The 17,074-nt window shown below is 62.8% G+C and carries 13 protein-coding genes and 1 tRNA gene; 10 read left to right on the forward strand and 4 right to left on the reverse strand.

Features of this window, described 5'->3' with window-relative positions; genetic code table 11:
* Positions 1-10 precede the first annotated feature (10 nt).
* The 3 genes from rpsO (at position 11) to MF4836_RS07300 (ending at position 2,793) form a co-directional block, all read left to right on the forward strand.
* Entirely contained in the window at positions 11-280 is a 270-nt protein-coding gene (rpsO, locus tag MF4836_RS07290) for a 30S ribosomal protein S15 (protein WP_020299907.1), read from the forward strand.
* Between the two features lie 196 nt (positions 281-476).
* The gene (pnp, locus tag MF4836_RS07295) at positions 477-2,582 is read left to right on the forward strand and encodes a polyribonucleotide nucleotidyltransferase (RefSeq protein ID WP_020299906.1); all 2,106 of its coding nucleotides are present in this window, start codon (positions 477-479) and stop codon (positions 2,580-2,582) included.
* A 135-nt stretch (positions 2,583-2,717) separates the two neighbouring features.
* A tRNA-Thr gene (locus MF4836_RS07300) sits at positions 2,718-2,793 on the forward strand.
* 10 nt (positions 2,794-2,803) lie between these two features.
* Here MF4836_RS07300 and MF4836_RS07305 read toward each other — a convergent pair.
* Complete coding sequence (locus MF4836_RS07305) at positions 2,804-3,349, reverse strand: hypothetical protein (RefSeq protein WP_078469789.1); 546 nt, start codon at positions 3,347-3,349, stop codon at positions 2,804-2,806.
* 316 nt (positions 3,350-3,665) lie between these two features.
* Here MF4836_RS07305 and MF4836_RS07310 point away from each other — a divergent pair, with 316 nt between their 5' ends.
* Entirely contained in the window at positions 3,666-3,971 is a 306-nt protein-coding gene (locus tag MF4836_RS07310; protein ID WP_020299904.1) for a DUF6388 family protein, read from the forward strand.
* 63 nt (positions 3,972-4,034) lie between these two features.
* Here MF4836_RS07310 and nadC read toward each other — a convergent pair whose 3' ends face one another.
* Entirely contained in the window at positions 4,035-4,883 is an 849-nt protein-coding gene (nadC, locus tag MF4836_RS07315) for a carboxylating nicotinate-nucleotide diphosphorylase (RefSeq protein ID WP_078469790.1), read from the reverse strand.
* Between the two features lie 352 nt (positions 4,884-5,235).
* Between nadC and MF4836_RS07320 the strand changes: the two genes are divergently transcribed.
* The 4 genes from MF4836_RS07320 (at position 5,236) to MF4836_RS36120 (ending at position 11,161) form a co-directional block, all read left to right on the forward strand.
* Positions 5,236-7,455 carry a DUF1631 domain-containing protein gene (locus MF4836_RS07320; protein WP_078469791.1) on the forward strand — a complete coding sequence of 740 codons (2,220 nt, stop codon included), beginning with the start codon at positions 5,236-5,238 and terminating at the stop codon, positions 7,453-7,455.
* Positions 7,456-7,518: 63 nt separating this feature from the next.
* Positions 7,519-8,079, forward strand: coding sequence for a 1,6-anhydro-N-acetylmuramyl-L-alanine amidase AmpD (gene ampD / locus MF4836_RS07325; RefSeq protein WP_078469792.1), 561 nt, complete (start codon positions 7,519-7,521; stop codon positions 8,077-8,079).
* Positions 8,076-8,912 (forward strand): regulatory signaling modulator protein AmpE, encoded by an 837-nt coding sequence (gene ampE / locus MF4836_RS07330; RefSeq protein ID WP_078469793.1) that lies wholly within the window; start codon positions 8,076-8,078, stop codon positions 8,910-8,912. Before ampD ends, ampE begins: the two co-directional genes overlap by 4 nt.
* A gap of 1,544 nt (positions 8,913-10,456) precedes the next feature.
* Positions 10,457-11,161, forward strand: coding sequence for a methyl-accepting chemotaxis protein (locus tag MF4836_RS36120; protein WP_443217306.1), 705 nt, complete (start codon positions 10,457-10,459; stop codon positions 11,159-11,161).
* A 21-nt stretch (positions 11,162-11,182) separates the two neighbouring features.
* Here the strand turns inward: MF4836_RS36120 and MF4836_RS07340 are convergent, their stop codons facing one another.
* Together MF4836_RS07340 and cra are read right to left on the reverse strand one after the other, a co-directional pair.
* Positions 11,183-11,968, reverse strand: a complete 786-nt coding sequence (locus MF4836_RS07340) for a TatD family hydrolase (RefSeq protein WP_078469795.1) — start codon at positions 11,966-11,968, stop codon at positions 11,183-11,185.
* 2 nt (positions 11,969-11,970) lie between these two features.
* Positions 11,971-12,966: a catabolite repressor/activator gene (gene cra, locus MF4836_RS07345; protein ID WP_078469796.1), complete on the reverse strand. Its 996-nt coding sequence runs from the start codon at positions 12,964-12,966 to the stop codon at positions 11,971-11,973.
* A 301-nt stretch (positions 12,967-13,267) separates the two neighbouring features.
* On the opposite strand from cra, the gene ptsP reads away from it, so the two are divergent.
* Both ptsP and pfkB read left to right on the forward strand, forming a co-directional pair.
* Positions 13,268-16,129, forward strand: a complete 2,862-nt coding sequence (ptsP, locus tag MF4836_RS07350; protein ID WP_078469797.1) for a phosphoenolpyruvate--protein phosphotransferase — start codon at positions 13,268-13,270, stop codon at positions 16,127-16,129.
* Positions 16,129-17,070 (forward strand): 1-phosphofructokinase, encoded by a 942-nt coding sequence (gene pfkB / locus MF4836_RS07355; protein ID WP_078469798.1) that lies wholly within the window; start codon positions 16,129-16,131, stop codon positions 17,068-17,070. Before ptsP ends, pfkB begins: the two co-directional genes overlap by 1 nt.
* The last annotated feature ends 4 nt before the right edge of the window (positions 17,071-17,074 follow it).

A 17,074-nucleotide genomic window follows, 5' to 3' on the forward strand; every position in this document is an offset into this window, starting at 1 on the left:
GGATTGCCTCATGGCTCTCGACGTTCAAGAAAAAGCTCAAATCGTAGCTGACTACCAGCAAGCTGTTGGTGACACTGGTTCGCCAGAAGTGCAAGTTGCACTGCTGACCCACAACATCAACAAACTGCAAGGTCACTTCAAGGCCAACGGTAAAGATCACCACTCCCGTCGTGGTCTGATCCGCATGGTAAACCAGCGCCGTAAGCTGCTGGACTACCTGAAAGGCAAGGACGTGAGCCGTTACAGCTCGCTGATCGCTCGCCTGGGTCTGCGTCGCTAATAAGCGATTGCGCTAGAGGTTGGTTGTTTGCTGTGCGTCAGCGGGTTTCCCGCAGGCGCATGGCAGGCTCCCAGCCTCAAGTTTTATCTGGACAATAGTTTTACCTGGACAACGACAGCTGGGCCGATTCCCGGCGTTGCCCAAGAATTTCGCAAGAAGACAAGTTCCCCAAGAGCCACAAAGAAGGTAGGACACCGTGAACCCGGTAATCAAAAAATTCCAGTTCGGTCAGTCGACCGTTACCCTCGAGACTGGCCGTATCGCCCGTCAGGCCTCCGGCGCAGTATTGGTCACCGTTGACGACGACGTCAGCGTATTGGTGACCGTAGTCGGTGCCAAGCAAGCCGATCCAGGCAAGGGCTTTTTCCCTCTGTCCGTTCACTACCAGGAAAAGACTTACGCTGCCGGTAAGATCCCTGGCGGTTTCTTCAAGCGTGAAGGCCGTCCTTCCGAGAAAGAAACCCTGACCTCGCGTCTGATCGACCGTCCGATCCGCCCTCTGTTCCCAGAAGGCTTCATGAACGAAGTGCAGGTTGTCTGCACCGTGCTGTCCACCAGCAAGAAAACCGATCCGGACGTCGCTGCGATGATCGGTACCTCGGCTGCGCTGGCGATCTCCGGTATTCCATTCGACGGCCCGATCGGCGCCGCTCGTGTTGCTTTCCATGAAAGCACCGGCTACCTGCTGAACCCGACTTACGAGCAACTGAAAGCATCGAGCCTGGACATGGTCGTTGCCGGTACTTCGGAAGCCGTGTTGATGGTTGAGTCGGAAGCCAAAGAGCTGACCGAAGACCAGATGCTGGGCGCCGTACTGTTCGCCCACGACGAGTTCCAGGTGGTGATCAACGCCGTCAAGGAACTGGCCGCCGAAGCCGCCAAGCCAACCTGGACCTGGGCTCCACAGCCAGAAGCCACCGCACTGCTGGGCGCTATCCGCTCCGAGTTCGGCGAAGCCATCTCCCAGGCTTACACCATCACCATCAAGGCTGACCGCTATGCGCGCCTGGGTGAGCTGAAAGACCAGGTCGTCGCCAAGCTGTCCGGTGAAGAAGGCCAGCCGACTTCCAGCGAAGTCAAAGCTGCCTTCGGCGAAATCGAATACCGCACCGTTCGCGAAAACATCGTCAACGGCAAGCCACGTATCGACGGCCGCGACACCAAGACCGTACGTCCGCTGAACATCGAAGTCGGCGTTCTGCCAAAGACCCACGGTTCGGCTTTGTTCACCCGTGGCGAAACCCAGGCCCTGGTTGTTGCAACTCTGGGCACCGCCCGTGACGCACAGCTGCTGGACACCCTGGAAGGCGAGAAAAAAGACCCGTTCATGCTGCACTACAACTTCCCTCCGTTCTCGGTAGGTGAGTGTGGTCGCATGGGTGGCGCCGGTCGCCGCGAAATCGGTCACGGTCGTCTGGCTCGTCGTTCGGTTCAGGCCATGCTGCCTGCTGCCGACGTGTTCCCGTACACCATCCGCGTGGTATCGGAAATCACCGAGTCCAACGGTTCCAGCTCCATGGCTTCGGTCTGCGGCGCTTCCCTGGCCCTGATGGACGCTGGTGTGCCGATGAAGGCACCGGTTGCCGGTATCGCCATGGGTCTGGTTAAAGAAGGCGAGAAGTTCGCCATCTTGACCGACATCCTGGGTGACGAAGACCACCTGGGCGACATGGACTTCAAAGTAGCCGGTACCGCCAAAGGTGTGACCGCGCTGCAGATGGACATCAAGATCAAAGGAATCACCGAAGAAATCATGGAGATCGCCCTGGGCCAAGCCCTGGACGCGCGCCTGAACATCCTCGGTCAGATGAACCAGATCATTGGTCAGTCGCGTAACGAGCTGTCGGAAAACGCTCCGACCATGATCGCTATGAAAATCGACACCGACAAAATCCGTGATGTCATCGGTAAAGGCGGCGCGACCATCCGTGCGATCTGCGAAGAGACCAAGGCTTCGATCGATATCGAAGACGACGGCTCGATCAAGATCTTCGGCGAAACCAAGGAAGCCGCAGAAGCCGCGCGTCAGCGCGTTCTGGGCATCACCGCGGAAGCCGAGATCGGCAAGATCTACGTCGGCAAGGTTGAGCGCATCGTCGACTTCGGCGCATTCGTCAACATCCTGCCTGGCAAGGACGGTCTGGTTCACATCTCGATGCTGAGCGACGCTCGCGTAGAGAAAGTGACCGACATCCTGAAAGAAGGCCAGGAAGTGGAAGTACTGGTACTGGACGTGGACAACCGCGGCCGTATCAAGCTGTCCATCAAAGACGTGGCAGCGGCCAAGGCTTCGGGCGTTTAATCGCACCCACGCCTGACGCTTCAGCGTTATGAAGATGCCCCGCAGTGAAAGCTGCGGGGCATTTTTTTGTCCGCCCGTTACCGAGACGGTGACGACGGTGGACGCGGATCAAAGCTGTGCTAGGTTTAGCTCACCGCCCGTGTAGCTCAGTCGGTAGAGCAGCGCACTCGTAACGCGAAGGTCGCAGGTTCGATTCCTGTCTCGGGCACCAGCGCCCCCCATCACTTCACTTTTCTGCTCAACTCCTCGACCGTGCGCTTGAGCTGGTCCAGGGCGCGGTCCTGATCGCTGACTTCACGCTTGAGGCTGGACAAGTCGCTGGCGCTCGAACTGGAGCCAGCGCTGCGCTTGAGATCGTCCAGTTGTTTGCGGAGGTTCTTCAGGTCGCTTTCCTGCTCACGAACGGTGCGCTTGAGGTCGGACAGTTCACTGGCGTTCGAACTGGAACTCGAGCCGTTGTTGCGCTTGAGCTCTTCGATAAGGCGCGCCTGGTCCTTGATGGTTTTCTTCAGGGTTTCGATTTCAACCGAGTTGCTCTTGACCGTGCTCTGCAGCTTTTCCATCCCATCAATACTGAAGTCGCTTCGGACCACGACGTCCTTGCCGAACGAGTTGTGCACGGCAGCCAGTTTGTCCGAATACGAAGGGTGGTCAGAACTGAGTTCAACCCCTGCCTGAGCCGTGTTGGGCAGCACCATACTGCCAAGCAGCAGGGCAGCCATGCCGGTTGCAAACAGGGTGGCCGGGAGCTTCGAAAAATTGCGCATCACCTGAATTCCTTGTGAAGTGCCTAGATGGCACATCGCTATGACTTTGTGCTGTGGAACTTGTTCCTGGGCGCCTGCATAAATGGTCGACACCTGATGGCGTCGGCTTATTTGTAGATTTGATGTAACGACTCGTATAAATCGTCAGCCAAAGGTCCTATATTCGGACTTTGCACGAACACCCCCGTAGCAGTTTTCAGATGATCCCCGAATGGTTCTGAAGGCCAGACAAACCGGGCTTGTCACGGTTTTTTGCGTCAGAGAGATCCTTGATGATCCAGATCCATCTTCCATTCCCCAGATCAACGAGAACGACATGACCGCTAAAGAATTGACCCAAGAAGCCAGGCACGAAGAAGCACTCAAGCAGTACCTGCTGGACTCGCCGCAGTTGGCGGAAGAGATCAAGGACCTGAGTGCCGACGATCAGAAAGACCAGATCCAATGGGCGTTTGAGGATGAGGCAGAAGCCCAGGGCTTGCAGCCGTGGGAACTGACGTTGAAGTACACCTCGACCCCGGAAGAGTTCGAGGCGGCGCGCCTGGTTCTGCACAAGGAGGCGGCAGAGGTATTGGGCGTGGATTGGGAAGAGTACTGCGAGATGAACAATCTGGTGGTTTAAAAGCAGCTACAAGCTGCAAGCCAAAGCAAATCAGCTTGCGGCTTGCAGCTTGTGCCTTGTCACTTAGATGCTGAGCCGCATCGACAGATCCACCGCTTTTACATCCTTGGTCATGGCACCAATCGAAATGTAATCCACACCCGTCTCGGCGATGGTGCGCAAGGTGCTTTCGTTGATCCCGCCGCTGGCTTCGAGCTTGGCCTTGCCAGCATTCAGACGCACCGCTTCGCGCATGTCATCCAGGCTCAACTCGTCGAGCATGATGATGTCCGCCCCGGCTGCCAGGGCTTCCTGCAGCTCTGCCAGGCTTTCCACTTCGATTTCGACCGGCTTGCCCGGGGCGATCTTGTGGGCGGCCTTGATGGCTTCAGGGATGCCCCCGCAGGCGGCGATATGGTTTTCCTTGATCAGGAAGGCGTCGTACAGGCCAATGCGGTGGTTATGGCAGCTGCCGCAGGTCACGGCGTACTTTTGTGCCAGGCGCAGCCCTGGAAGCGTTTTACGCGTATCCAGCAGCTTGACCTGGGTGTCGGCGACGAAGTCGGCATAGTACTGCGCGCGGGTGGCGACGCCGGACAACAGTTGCAGGAAGTTCAGCGCGCAGCGCTCGCCGCTGAGCAGGGAGCGTGCCGGGCCTTCGAGGTGGAACAGCGCCTGGTTGGGGCTGACCCGATCGCCATCGCGAACCTGCCAATGCACGGCAACCCGCGGATCCAACTGCCGGAACACCGCATCGACCCAGGCCGTGCCGCTGATGACCGCCGCCTCACGGGTAATGATGGTGGCTTTGGCCAGGCGCTCGGCCGGGATCAGTTGCGCGGTGATGTCGCCGCTGCCGATGTCTTCGAGCAACGCACGGCGCACGTTGGCTTCGATTTCGGCGGTCAAATCGGCGAGACGTAGATTCGGCATAACGGGCTCCACTAACAAAGTGGGGCCGATTATAGGGCCATGCCGTGAGTGAACCCAAGGCGCGCGCACGGCACTTATCGCGTGTGTCGTCGCCTTTTGTCGCATCAATCGAGTCATTTGCCGTTATTGACGGTCATAAATTGCGGGCTATTTCAAAGGATCAGCAGAGTCTGCTGGCACTCGGAACGCTTTTTGCCAGATAATCCGCCTTGTAATTGGCGTCATGGCTTTGACGTCTTCTTGTTTCCCCTGAAAATCCCCATGCAGTGAGTGCCTGCAGGTACTCGACTGTGAGCGGTCGGCGCCCGCCATTTTCACCTTGAAGCACAGCGACACCTTTCTGGAGGCTTGGATGCACAACGACGGGAATGTAGTGCCTTTGCACAAGGCGGCTACCGATCAGGCGACCGCGTCGCCGCTCGCCCGCCTGCCTGTGATTCTGCTCCAGGTGCGTGACAAGGCCGCACAGCAGCTGCGCCATGGCTTGCAGGAGTTGTTCGATAACGCGGACGACACGCTGTTTGAAATGGCCGACAGGGCGCAAAACAATGTCGACCAGAACACCTTCTTCGAGGCCATGCGCGACCTGCGCCTCAAGCGCAAAAGCATCGAACGCGGCTTTCTCGAAATGTTCTTCGAGGCCTTTGTCGGCCTTGTGCAGTACGACCCGACCGCGGCGGCACATCAGGCGGTGAGCTACGACCCCGCAGCGCAGTCGAGCCGTGACGATCTGGAGCGGACCGTGGCCGTCGACGCCATGGTGGCCAAGGTGCTCAATCGCGATGGCCTGGCTTTGGGCCAGTTGCATGCGCGCCTGGCTGCGCTGCTTGGCAAACGCCTGGATCAACGCAGCAACCCCCTGGGGCCGACACTGCTCTGCGAGTACTTTATGCAGGCGGGGCGCAACCTGGGGGTGGAGATCAAGGTCAAGCTGATCATCCTCAAGCTGTTCGAGCGTTACGTGCTCAGCGAAGTCCACCAGTTGTACGCCGAAGCCAACCAGTTGTTGATTGCCACTGGCGTCCTGCCTGAGCTGATGCCCGCGCCGGCCCGTCGCAGCACCGATCGCACCGCCCCCGACACCCATGCCAGTGCCAGCGAGGCAGCAGTCAAATCGGGCGGGCCGCAGATCGACGACAGTGTCCAGGAAGTGTTTGCCGCCTTGCAGGAGCTGTTATTCCACGTGCGTGGCAGCGTTGCCCCGACCCTCGAGGCCAGCGCCGAAACCCAGCCAATCTCGACCCGCGACTTGCTGCGCCTGCTTTCGCACCTGCAGCAATATGTGCCGGCCGGCGCCCAGGATGACTTCGACCTGCGCAATCAGCTTGAGCAATTGCTCACTCGGGTCAGCGTCAAGAGTGGTAAATCGCGGGTGGTCGGGGTGGCCGATGAGGATGTGATCAACCTGATCGCCATGCTTTTCGAGTTCATTCTCGACGACCGCACCGTGCCGGACTCGCTCAAGGCATTGATCGGCCGCCTGCAGATCCCGATGCTCAAGGTCGCGGTGCTGGATAAGAGCTTCTTCAGCCGTGGCTCCCACCCGGCCCGGCGCCTGCTCAATGAAATTGCTGCGGCCGCCCTGGGCTGGGGCGCCTGCGACGATTACCAGCGCGACAGCCTGTACCTGCGGATCGAGCAGGTGGTGCAACGGCTGCTGAATGATTTTGTCGATGATCCGGCGATTTTCTCCGAGTTGCTCGCGGACTTCCTGGCCTTTACCGCCGATGAGCGGCGCCGCAGCGAACTGCTCGAACAGCGCACCCGCGATGCCGAAGAAGGGCGGGCCAAGGCCGAGCTGGCGCGTCGGCGCGTTGAACAGGTGCTGAACCACGGCTTGCTGGGCAAGGTATTGCCCCAGGTGGTGGTGGAGTTTGTGCAGCAGGCCTGGAGCAAGGTGCTGTTGCTGACCTGCCTCAAGCACGGCGAGCAGTCGTCCGAGTGGCAAGCCGCCGTGCAGACCATGGAAGAGCTGGTGTGGAGCGTTGAGCGCCACGATGAGCCCGATGCCGCCCTGCAACTGCTGAACCTGGTGCCGGGGTTGCTCAAGGGGCTGCGAGACGGACTGAGCAGCGCCGCATTCGATCCTTTTGCCACCAGTGAGTTTTTCAGCCAGCTGGAAGTCTTGCACCTTCAGGTTTTCGAGCGCCTGACCCCAAACCCCGAGCCCCGGGTTGTGGCCCTCGAAACCCAGGCACCAGCGATGGTTGCGGTGGAGCAGGAAATAGTCCTGGCGTCGGCCGAAGAGGGCCCCCTGGAAGCCGCGCCCGTGGCCCTGGCCGCCAACGACACCAGCCTGCTGCTGGTGGACCAGTTGCGCCTGGGTGCCTGGGTCGAGTTTCAGGAAGACGAGGAAAACACTGTGCGCTGCAAATTGGCGGCCATCGTCCAGCCCGGCGCCAAGTACATCTTCGTCAATCGCACCGGGATGAAGGTCCTGGAACGCACCCGCATGGGCCTGGCCCTTGAGTTTCACCGCGCTGCCGTGCGCACCCTCGACGATACCTTGCTGTTCGACCGGGCCCTGGAATCGGTGATCGACAACCTGCAGCGCCTCAATCGCGGCAAGTGATCGCAACCTGGGCCTGGATCGCGGCATACTGAGCCACCCAAGGCTCTAGTTGAAGGAATCTGTATGCAGTTGGACCCTGCCAGTGGTTGGTGTCACGGCGTGCGCCATTGCCCGTCGCCCAACTTCAATCTGCGCCCTTGCGATGAAATTTCCCTGCTGGTGATTCACAACATCAGCCTGCCTCCAGGGCAGTTTGCTACCGGCAAAGTGCAGGAATTCTTTCAAAACCGTCTGGATGTCACCGAACACCCTTATTTTTCCGGGATCGCCGAGCTGCGGGTGTCTGCGCATTTCCTGATCGAGCGTGATGGCAGCGTGACCCAGTTTGTCTCGTGCCTGGATCGCGCCTGGCATGCCGGAGTGTCCTGTTTCGAGGGGCGCGAGACCTGCAACGACTTTTCCCTGGGCATTGAACTGGAGGGCACAGACGAGTTGCCGTTCACCGATGCCCAGTACCACTCGCTGATTGCCCTGACCCGGCAGTTACAGGCTGTATACAGCGCTATCACCGTGCAGCGGATTTGCGGTCATAGCGATATCGCCCCGGGGCGCAAGACCGACCCGGGACCAGGTTTTGACTGGGCGCGCTATCGCGCAGCCCTGGAAAGGGGGGACGCACAATGAGTTTTCTGGTGTTGCTGCTGGCTGTCTGGGTCGAGAAGTTTTCCGCCCTGCGTCATCGCGTGCAGCGCGACGGTGCCTGGCTCGGGGAACTTGCCCGGTTGCAAGCCAGCCCGCGGTTGGGCAATCGGCCCTGGTTGATCCTCACGTTCCTGGTGCTGTTGCCGGCAATCCTGCTGGGCATGCTGCTGTGGGTACTGGAGCCGGTGGCCTATGGCTTGCTGGCGCTGCCGGTGCATTTGCTGGTGGTGATCTACAGCCTGGGGCGTGGCGATCTGCTGGGGGGGCTCGGACCGTTTCGCGATGCCTGGCGCCGCGAAGACCTGCAGGCCGCGGCCCATGTCGCCCAGCGTGACCTGGGGATCTGCGCCGACAGCGGTGAGCAGTTGCTGGAGCGGGTGCAAGGGCATTTGCTGTGGCAGGCCTATCAAAGCTTCTTCGCGGTGATTTTCTGGTACTTCCTGCTGGGGCCGGTGGCGGCTTTGAGTTATCGGCTGCTGGCCCTGGCCGCCGAGCACGGCACGACGCCAGCCCTGGTGGAGCGCGCTGGGCAACTGCGGCATGCCTTCGACTGGCTTCCGGTGCGTTTGCTGGCGGCGAGCTTTGCCCTGGTCGGCAACTTTGTCGCGGTCAGCCGGGTGATGCTGCATGAGCTGCTGAACTGGAACATCAGCGCTGCACAGTTGGTGGAAAAGGTCGGCCTGGTGGCCGGCGAAATTCCCGCTCCGGTGGCGGGCGCCGATGGCGTCAATAGCCTGGACCAGCTCTGGGAGTTGCTGCTGCGCGCGGCGCTGCTGTGGTACGCAGGCTTTGCCCTGTGGACCGTGCTGGGCTGATTGACCCGGGGCGGGGCTGCCCGCCAGCCCTGACCCGATCCCCGCCTCAAACCCTTCTCGCATCCCCCAGTACCCGCGCCGGTTTCCCGCGGGCGGTTAACTTTAAGTTACAAACCCTTTCGCCGATTTGAGCTATACAGACGTGACGCTCAATAGTGGCACTCTGACCCTTTTGCGCGGCTGCCCATAACAATAAAAAGCCCGAAGGGAGACTACTTTTGAAGAGTTTGCTCTATCCCGCCGTCGCACTGATGAACCGCCTGAGCTTCGGCATGAAGTTCAGCCTGATCAGCGTGTTGTTCTTCCTGCCGATGCTGGTCACCAACTTCTACCTGGTGCGCGATTCCTATCGAGAGTTCCAGGGCACCCAGGTCGAGCTGCAAAGCCTCGACCTGCTGGGCAGCAGCCTGACCTTGCGGCGCGACCTGGAAACCCTGAACAACCTGGTGCAGATCAACGCCACCCTCGGCCAGTCCGCCAAGGGCGGCGATACCGAGAGCAAGATCAGCGCCCTGGAGCGCACCGTGCTCGAACGCCTGCAAGGCTTGCGTGCGGTGGCGGTCGATCCGGAGCAGATCGGGGTATTCGACGCCAAGCGCGATGAAATGATCGCGGCCTTCAAGGTCCAGCAAAGCGAGAGCTCGCTGCAGAGTAAAAGTGCGTTGATCGGCAAGCTGCTGGGCAGCGCGCAAATCTTCAGCCAGATCATCGCCAGCCAATCGGGCCTGAGCCGGGATGGGCAGAGTGATATCCGCCAATTGAGCGAACTGGTGACCAGCGTCACCCCGCAGATCACCCAGACCCTGGGCGAGGGGCGGGCGATGGGTGCCTACTCCCTGGGCCAGGGCTTTCTCAACTCCTCGGCCAGCACCCGCTTCGACGAGTTGCTGGTGCAGATTGAAAAACTCCAGGCCGAGTACGGCCTCAAGCTGCAAGACGCCCTGGGGTCGAGCAAGGCCGCCCACAGCGCGCTGGACGGCCTGGCCAGCGCCAGTAAAAGCAGCCTGAAACAGGCCAGTGAGCTGTTCGAGGAAAAGGTGGTGATGGCCGACACCCTCGACACGCCGTGGCAGGGCTTTTACGACCAGGTCAGCGGCCTGATGGATCAGACCTACCAGCTCAACGAAGCGACCCTGAAGTTTCTCGGCGTCGAACTGCAACAGCGCCTGGGACAGAACCGCAGCCACATGGTGCTGCTGGTGGCGGCCCTGGCCGGGGTGTTTTTGCTGATTGTCTACCTGTACGGCGGTTTCTACGCCTCGACCCGGACCACCCTCCGGCGCCTGGGGGCGGTGATGGACAAGGTCGCGGCGGGGGACATGACGGTCAGTTTCACCGCCCACAGCCGCGATGAGCTGGGGGAGCTGGGCAAAGTGTTCAACGGCACCGTGGCCAAGATCCACGATCTGATCGAGCTGGTGGGGCAGACCGTGGGCGAAGTCGAGCGCCAGGCCGGGCAAGTCGAGAGCGTGTCGGCGCAAAGCAACCAGGCGGTGGCCGGGCAGCGCAGCCAGATCGAACAGGTGGCCACGGCGATGAACCAGATGTCGGCCACCGCCCAGGAAGTGGCCCGCAGCGCAGCGGCGGCGGTCAGCAGTGCCCACAGCGTCAACGACGAGACCATCAATGGTCGAGGCCTGGTGGAATCGCAGCAGGACAGCATCGCCCTGCTTGCGGGGGAGATCGACCAGTCGGTGCGGGTGATCAACCAGCTGGCCAGTGACAGCCAGTCCATCAGCCGAGTCCTGGAAGTGATCAAGAGCATCGCCGAACAGACCAACCTGCTGGCGCTCAATGCCGCCATCGAGGCTGCTCGGGCCGGCGAGCAGGGGCGTGGTTTTGCGGTGGTGGCCGACGAGGTGCGGACCCTGGCCAAGCGCACCCAGCAATCCACCGAGGAAATCGACCAGATGATCGCCAAGCTGCATGGCGGCGTGGGCGCAGCGGTCAAGGCCATGGGCGTCAGCCATGAAATGGCCAGCGGCACCGTGGGGCAGTCGGAAAAGGTCCAGCAGGCCCTGGAGAACATTCTTGGCGCGGTGGGCATGATCGTCGACCAGAACCAGCAGATTGCCGCAGCGGTTGAGCAGCAGACCGCCGTGGCCCACGACATCGATCAGAACATTGTCGAAATCAACCGGGCCGGAGAGCGCACCGCCGAAGGTGCACACCAGACCGAAGACGCCAGCCGCCGGTTGTCGGCGCAGGTGGTGCAGCTAAAGCAACTGATCAGCGCGTTTCGCGTCTGACGGCCGCTACCGCCGGCCACTTCAGGCGGGTGGCCAGTTGAACAGCTCGCAGGCGTTGGCCGTGCTCGCAGCGGCCAGTTGTTCGGCGCTCAGGCCCATGATCTGCGCCAGGGCGGCGCAAATGGCCGGCAGGTGTTGCGGGCTGTTGCGCTGGCCGGGGTACATGGCCGGCGCCATGTCCGGTGAGTCGGTCTCCAGCACCAGCGCTTCCAGCGGCAAATCGGCCAGCACCTTGTGCATGCGCAGGGCCTGGGGCCAGGTCGCGGCGCCGCCGAGGCCCAACTTGAACCCCAGCTTGATGTATTCCCGGGCTTCCTCGCGGCTGCCGGCGAACGCGTGGATGATCCCCGCGCGCTTGAGCTTGAAGCGCTTGAGCGTGGCAATCACCGCAGCATGGCTGCGCCGTACATGGAGCAGGGCCGGGAGCTGGAAGTCGGCCGCCAGTTGCAGTTGCGCCTCGAACAGCTGCTGCTGACGCGGGCGGTCCAGGTGTTCAAGAAAGTAATCCAGGCCGATCTCACCCACCGCACACACCTGCCGATGGCCGGCCAGGCGTGCCAGCCAGTCACCGAGTTGAGTGAGGTCGGCGGGCTGGTGCTGATCGAGGTACACCGGGTGCAGGCCGAAGGCGGCGTACAGCTCGCGGTCGCCTTGCACCAGGTCCCAGATCCGCTGCCAGTTGTCCTGATACACCCCCAGCAGCACCATGCGCCGCACCCCGAGGGCGCGGCTGTCGGCCAGCAACGCCGTACGGTCGGCGTCGAAGTCCGGGAAGTCGAGGTGGGTGTGGGTGTCGATCAGCTCCACGTTCAGGCCTCGTGAATACGCTGCTTGAAGGTCCGGGGGATGGCGTGCACGCCAGGCTGGTAATGGGCTTGCTCGACGGCGGCCAGGGCCAGTTGCAGGGCCTGGTCGGCAATCAGCTGATGCTGCTGGGCCATGGCATTGACCGGCAGTGGCAGGAAGTCCAGCAACTGGGTGTCGCCGAAGGTCCCCAGGCGCAGTGGCCGCGATTTGAGCGGGAAGTCGTGCAGGGCATCGAACACCCCCTGCAACAGCACATAAGAAGTCGTGACCAGCGCATCCGGCAGATGCCCCAGGCGCTGCAACAGCTCTTGCATCAATTGCCGGCCGCAATCGCGACTGAAGGCCTCGCCATGCTCCACCAGCACCTCGCCGGCGAAGCCCGCCAGCGCCTGCTGGAAGCCCGCGCGACGGTCCTGGCTGATGCTCAGCTCGGGGCGTGCGCCGATCAGCACGATCTGCTTGGGCTGGGGCTGCAACAGGCTGCGGGTCAATTGCAGGCTGGCCTGCTGATCGTCGCTGATCACCGAGCAGAACAGCTCGGGCTGCATCACCCGGTCGATGGCAATGATCGGCAGGCCCTGGGCTTGCAGGGTGCGGTAGCTGTCATCGTCGGCGGGCAGGCAACTGGCGACGAACAGGGCGTCGCAACGCCGTGCGCGAAACAGCTGCAGCAGTTGCCGCTCGCTGTCCGGGGCATCGTCGGAGCTGGCGATCAGCAACTGATAACCACGGGCGCGGGCGCCTTGTTCCAGCAGCTTGGCGATCCGCGCGTAACTGGGGTTTTCCAGGTCCGGCAGGATAAACCCGAGGGTGCGCGTGCGTCGGCTGCGCAGCCCGGCGGCCTGGGGGTTGGGGGTAAAGCCATGCTCTTCGACCACCGCGCGCACCCGCTCGACGGTGGCGTTGCTGATGCGTTGCTGTTCGGCTTTGCCGTTGATGACGTAGCTGGCGGTTGTCACCGACACACCGGCCAGCCTGGCTATATCACTGAGTTTCAACCCGGGATTTCCTTGTTTTTTTGGTGCTTGCCGGACATTTTCGTCAATCCTACCCGATAAGGGCAGGCGACCATTGTCGCAACATGCATTCGACCGGTAGGGCTTCAAGGATGAGAGATTATCGAGTAACGTGCCAAACATTCTAGATTAAACGTTTCAGCAAGCGTATTTTCTAGGCTTGAAGAAACGGCTGGAGGGCCTGCCAAGCACCCTCGGCCGTTTGCGACAGCAAACACGCCTAAGCTTTGATTCATTCAAAACAATACCTAGCGCCGCCCCCCTGCGCTAAATAGGAGAAAGCATGCTCGAGCTCACCATAGAGCAGATATCCATGGGCCAATCGGCTGTGGATAAGTCCGCGGCGCTGCAGCTGCTCGCCGACAAACTGGTTGCCGACGGCCTGGTGGCCGAGGGTTACCTCGCCGGCCTCAACGCGCGCGAGGCCCAGGGCTCGACCTTTCTCGGCCAGGGTATTGCCATTCCCCACGGCACGCCGCAGACCCGCGACCAAGTGTTTGCCACCGGCGTGCGCCTGCTGCAATTCCCCGAGGGCGTGGACTGGGGCGATGGCCAGATCGTCTACCTGGCGATCGGCATTGCCGCCAAATCCGATGAGCACCTGCGCCTGCTGCAACTGCTGACCAGGGCCCTGGGCGAGACCGACCTGGGCCAGGCCCTGCGTCGTGCCAGCTCGGCCGAAGCCCTGCTGAAACTGCTGCAGGGCGCGCCACAAGAGCTCGCGCTGGATGCACAGATGATCGGCCTGGGCGTGGCCGCAGAAGATTTCGAAGAACTGGTATGGCGTGGCGCACGCCTGTTGCGTCAGGCGGACTGCGTGAGCAACGGCTTTGCCGCGGTGTTGCAGCAAGTCGAGGCGCTGCCCCTGGGCGATGGCCTGTGGTGGCTGCACAGCGAACAGACGGTCAAACGCCCGGGGCTGGCCTTTGTCACCCCGGACAAACCCATCCGCTACCTCGGTCAACCGCTGAGCGGGCTGTTCTGCCTGGCCAGCCTCGGTGAGGCGCACCAGGCGCTGCTCGAACGCCTGTGCGCGCTGCTGATCGAAGGCCGGGGCCACGAACTGGGGCGCGCCACCAGCAGCCGCGCGGTATTGGAAGTGCTCGGCGGCGAACTGCCGGCCGACTGGCCCAGCGCCCGTATCGCCCTGGCCAACGCCCACGGCCTGCATGCACGCCCGGCCAAGGTCCTGGCGCAACTGGCCAAGAGTTTTGAGGGTGAGATCCGCATCCGTATTCTCGACAGCCAGGGTGCCTCGGTGTCGATGAAAAGCCTGAGCAAGCTGCTCAGCCTCGGTGCCCGGCGCGGCCAGGTACTGGAACTGATCGCCGAGCCGACCATCGCCGCCGATGCCCTGCCGGCGTTGCTGGCGGCCATTGAGCAGGGCCTGGGTGAGGAGGTCGAGCCACTGCCGGCGGTCAGCGAAACTCCGGCCGCCGCGGAAGAAATCGAGGCGCCCCTCAGCGCCCCGGCTTCCGGCAGCCTGATCCAGGCGATTGCTGCCGCCCCGGGGATCGCCATCGGCCCGGCACATATTCAGGTGCAACAGGCCATCGATTACCCGCTGCGCGGCGAGTCCACCGCCACCGAGCGCCAGCGCCTGCAACAGGCACTGGCGCAGGTACGCGGCGATATCGAAGGGCTGATCCAGCGCAGCCAGGCCAAGGCCATTCGCGAGATTTTCATCACCCACCAGGAGATGCTCGACGACCCGGAACTGACCGATGAAGTCGACACCCGCCTCAAGCAGGGTGAAAGCGCCGAAGCCGCCTGGATGGCCGTGATCGAAGCTGCCGCCCGCCAGCAGGAGTCGTTGCAGGACGCCCTGCTCGCCGAGCGCGCTGCCGATCTGCGGGACATTGGCCGCCGCGTGCTGGCCCAGCTGTGCGGCATCGAGACCCCGGCCGAGCCGGAGCAGCCCTACATTCTGGTGATGGACGAAGTCGGACCGTCGGACGTGGCGCGCCTCGACCCGGCGCGGGTGGCCGGGATCCTCACGGCCCGGGGCGGCGCCACCGCCCACAGTGCCATCGTTGCCCGGGCCCTGGGCATTCCGGCCCTGGTCGGGGCGGGCGCAGCGGTGTTGCTGATCAAGCCTGGCACGCCGCTGCTGCTCGACGGCCAACGCGGGCGGCTGCATGTGGATGCCGACAGCAGCACCCTGCAACGGGCCGGCGAAGAGCGCGACAGCCGCGAGCAACGGCTCAAGGCCGCCGCCGAGCAACGCCATCAACTGGCCCACACCATCGACGGCCATCACGTTGAGGTGTTCGCCAATATCGGTGAAAGCGCCGGCGTCACCAGCGCCGTGGAAAACGGCGCCGAAGGCATCGGCCTGCTGCGCACCGAACTGATTTTCATGGCCCACCCGCAAGCGCCGGATGAAGCCACCCAGGAAGCCGAATACCGCCGCGTCCTCGACGGCCTGGCCGGGCGCCCGCTGGTGGTGCGGACCCTGGACGTGGGCGGCGACAAACCGCTGCCTTACTGGCCGATCGCCAAGGAAGAAAACCCCTTCCTCGGCGTGCGCGGCATCCGCCTGACCCTGCAACGCCCGCAAATCATGGAAGCCCAGCTGCGCGCCCTGCTGCGCTCAGCCGACAACCGCCCGCTGCGGATCATGTTCCCCATGGTCGGCAGCGTCGACGAATGGCGCCAGGCCCGGGACATGACCGAGCGCCTGCGCCTGGAAATCCCGGTCGCCGACCTGCAACTGGGGATCATGATCGAAGTGCCATCCGCCGCCTTGCTGGCGCCGGTCCTGGCCAAGGAAGTGGACTTCTTCAGCGTCGGCACCAACGACCTGACCCAGTACACCCTGGCCATCGACCGTGGCCATCCGACCCTGTCGGCCCAGGCCGATGGCCTGCACCCGGCGGTGCTGCAACTGATCGACATCACCGTGCGCGCCGCCCATGCCCATGGCAAATGGGTTGGGGTCTGCGGCGAACTGGCGGCCGATCCGCTGGCGGTGCCGGTGCTGGTCGGGCTCGGGGTGGATGAACTCAGCGTCTCCGGGCGCAGCATTGCCGAGGTCAAGGCGCGCATTCGCGAGTTGAGCCTGAGCCGGGTCCAGGTTCTGGCGCAGGAGGCCCTGGCCGTCGGCAGCGCGGATGACGTGCGCGCCCTCGTGGAGGCCCTGTAATGGCCAAGATCCTGACCCTGACCCTGAACCCGGCGCTGGACCTCACCGTGCAACTGGTGCGTCTGGAACCGGGGGCCGTCAACCGCAGCCAGGCCATGTACACCCATGCCGCCGGCAAGGGCGTGAACGTCGCCCAGGTGCTGGCGGACCTTGGTCACCAACTGACCGTCAGCGGCTTTCTCGGCGCCGACAACCCGCAAGCCTTCGAAGCGCTGTTTGCCCAGCGGGGGTTTTTCGACGCCTTTATCCGCGTGCCGGGGCAGACCCGCAGCAACATCAAGCTGGCCGAAAGTGACGGCCGTGTGACCGACGTCAACGGCCCGGGACCGGAGGTCGACGAGGCGGCGCAACACGCGTTGCTGGAGCGCCTGGAACAGATCGCCCCGGGCCATGACGCGGTGGTCGTTGCCGGCAGCCTGCCCCGTGGCGTCAGCCCGCAGTGGTTGCAGGCGCTGCTGGTACGGCTCAAGGACCTGGGCTTGAAAGTCGCCCTGGACACCAGCGGCGACGCCCTGCGCGCCGGCCTGGCGGCAGGCCCCTGGTTGATCAAGCCGAACACTGAAGAATTGACCGAGGCCCTGCTCAGCCCGGTGTTGTCGGTGGCTGAACAGGCGGCTGCAGCCCAGCGCCTGCATGCCCAGGGCGTGGAGCATGTGGTGATCTCCCACGGCGCCGACGGGGTCAATTGGTTCAGCTCGGCCCCGGCGTTGCAGGCCGTGCCGCCCAAGGTCAGCGTCGCCAGCACTGTGGGCGCCGGCGACTCGCTGCTGGCGGGTGTGCTGCATGGCCTGCTCAGCGGCGATAGCGCCGAACAGACACTGCGCCGCGCCACGGCGATCGCCGCCATGGCGGTCTCGCAAATCGGTTTTGGTATCAGCGATGCGGCGCAACTGGCGCAGCTCGAACAGGGCGTGCGCGTGCGCCCCCTGACAGAACAATAAGAGG

The organism is Pseudomonas sp. MF4836, assembly GCF_002018875.1.
Lineage (GTDB): Bacteria > Pseudomonadota > Gammaproteobacteria > Pseudomonadales > Pseudomonadaceae > Aquipseudomonas.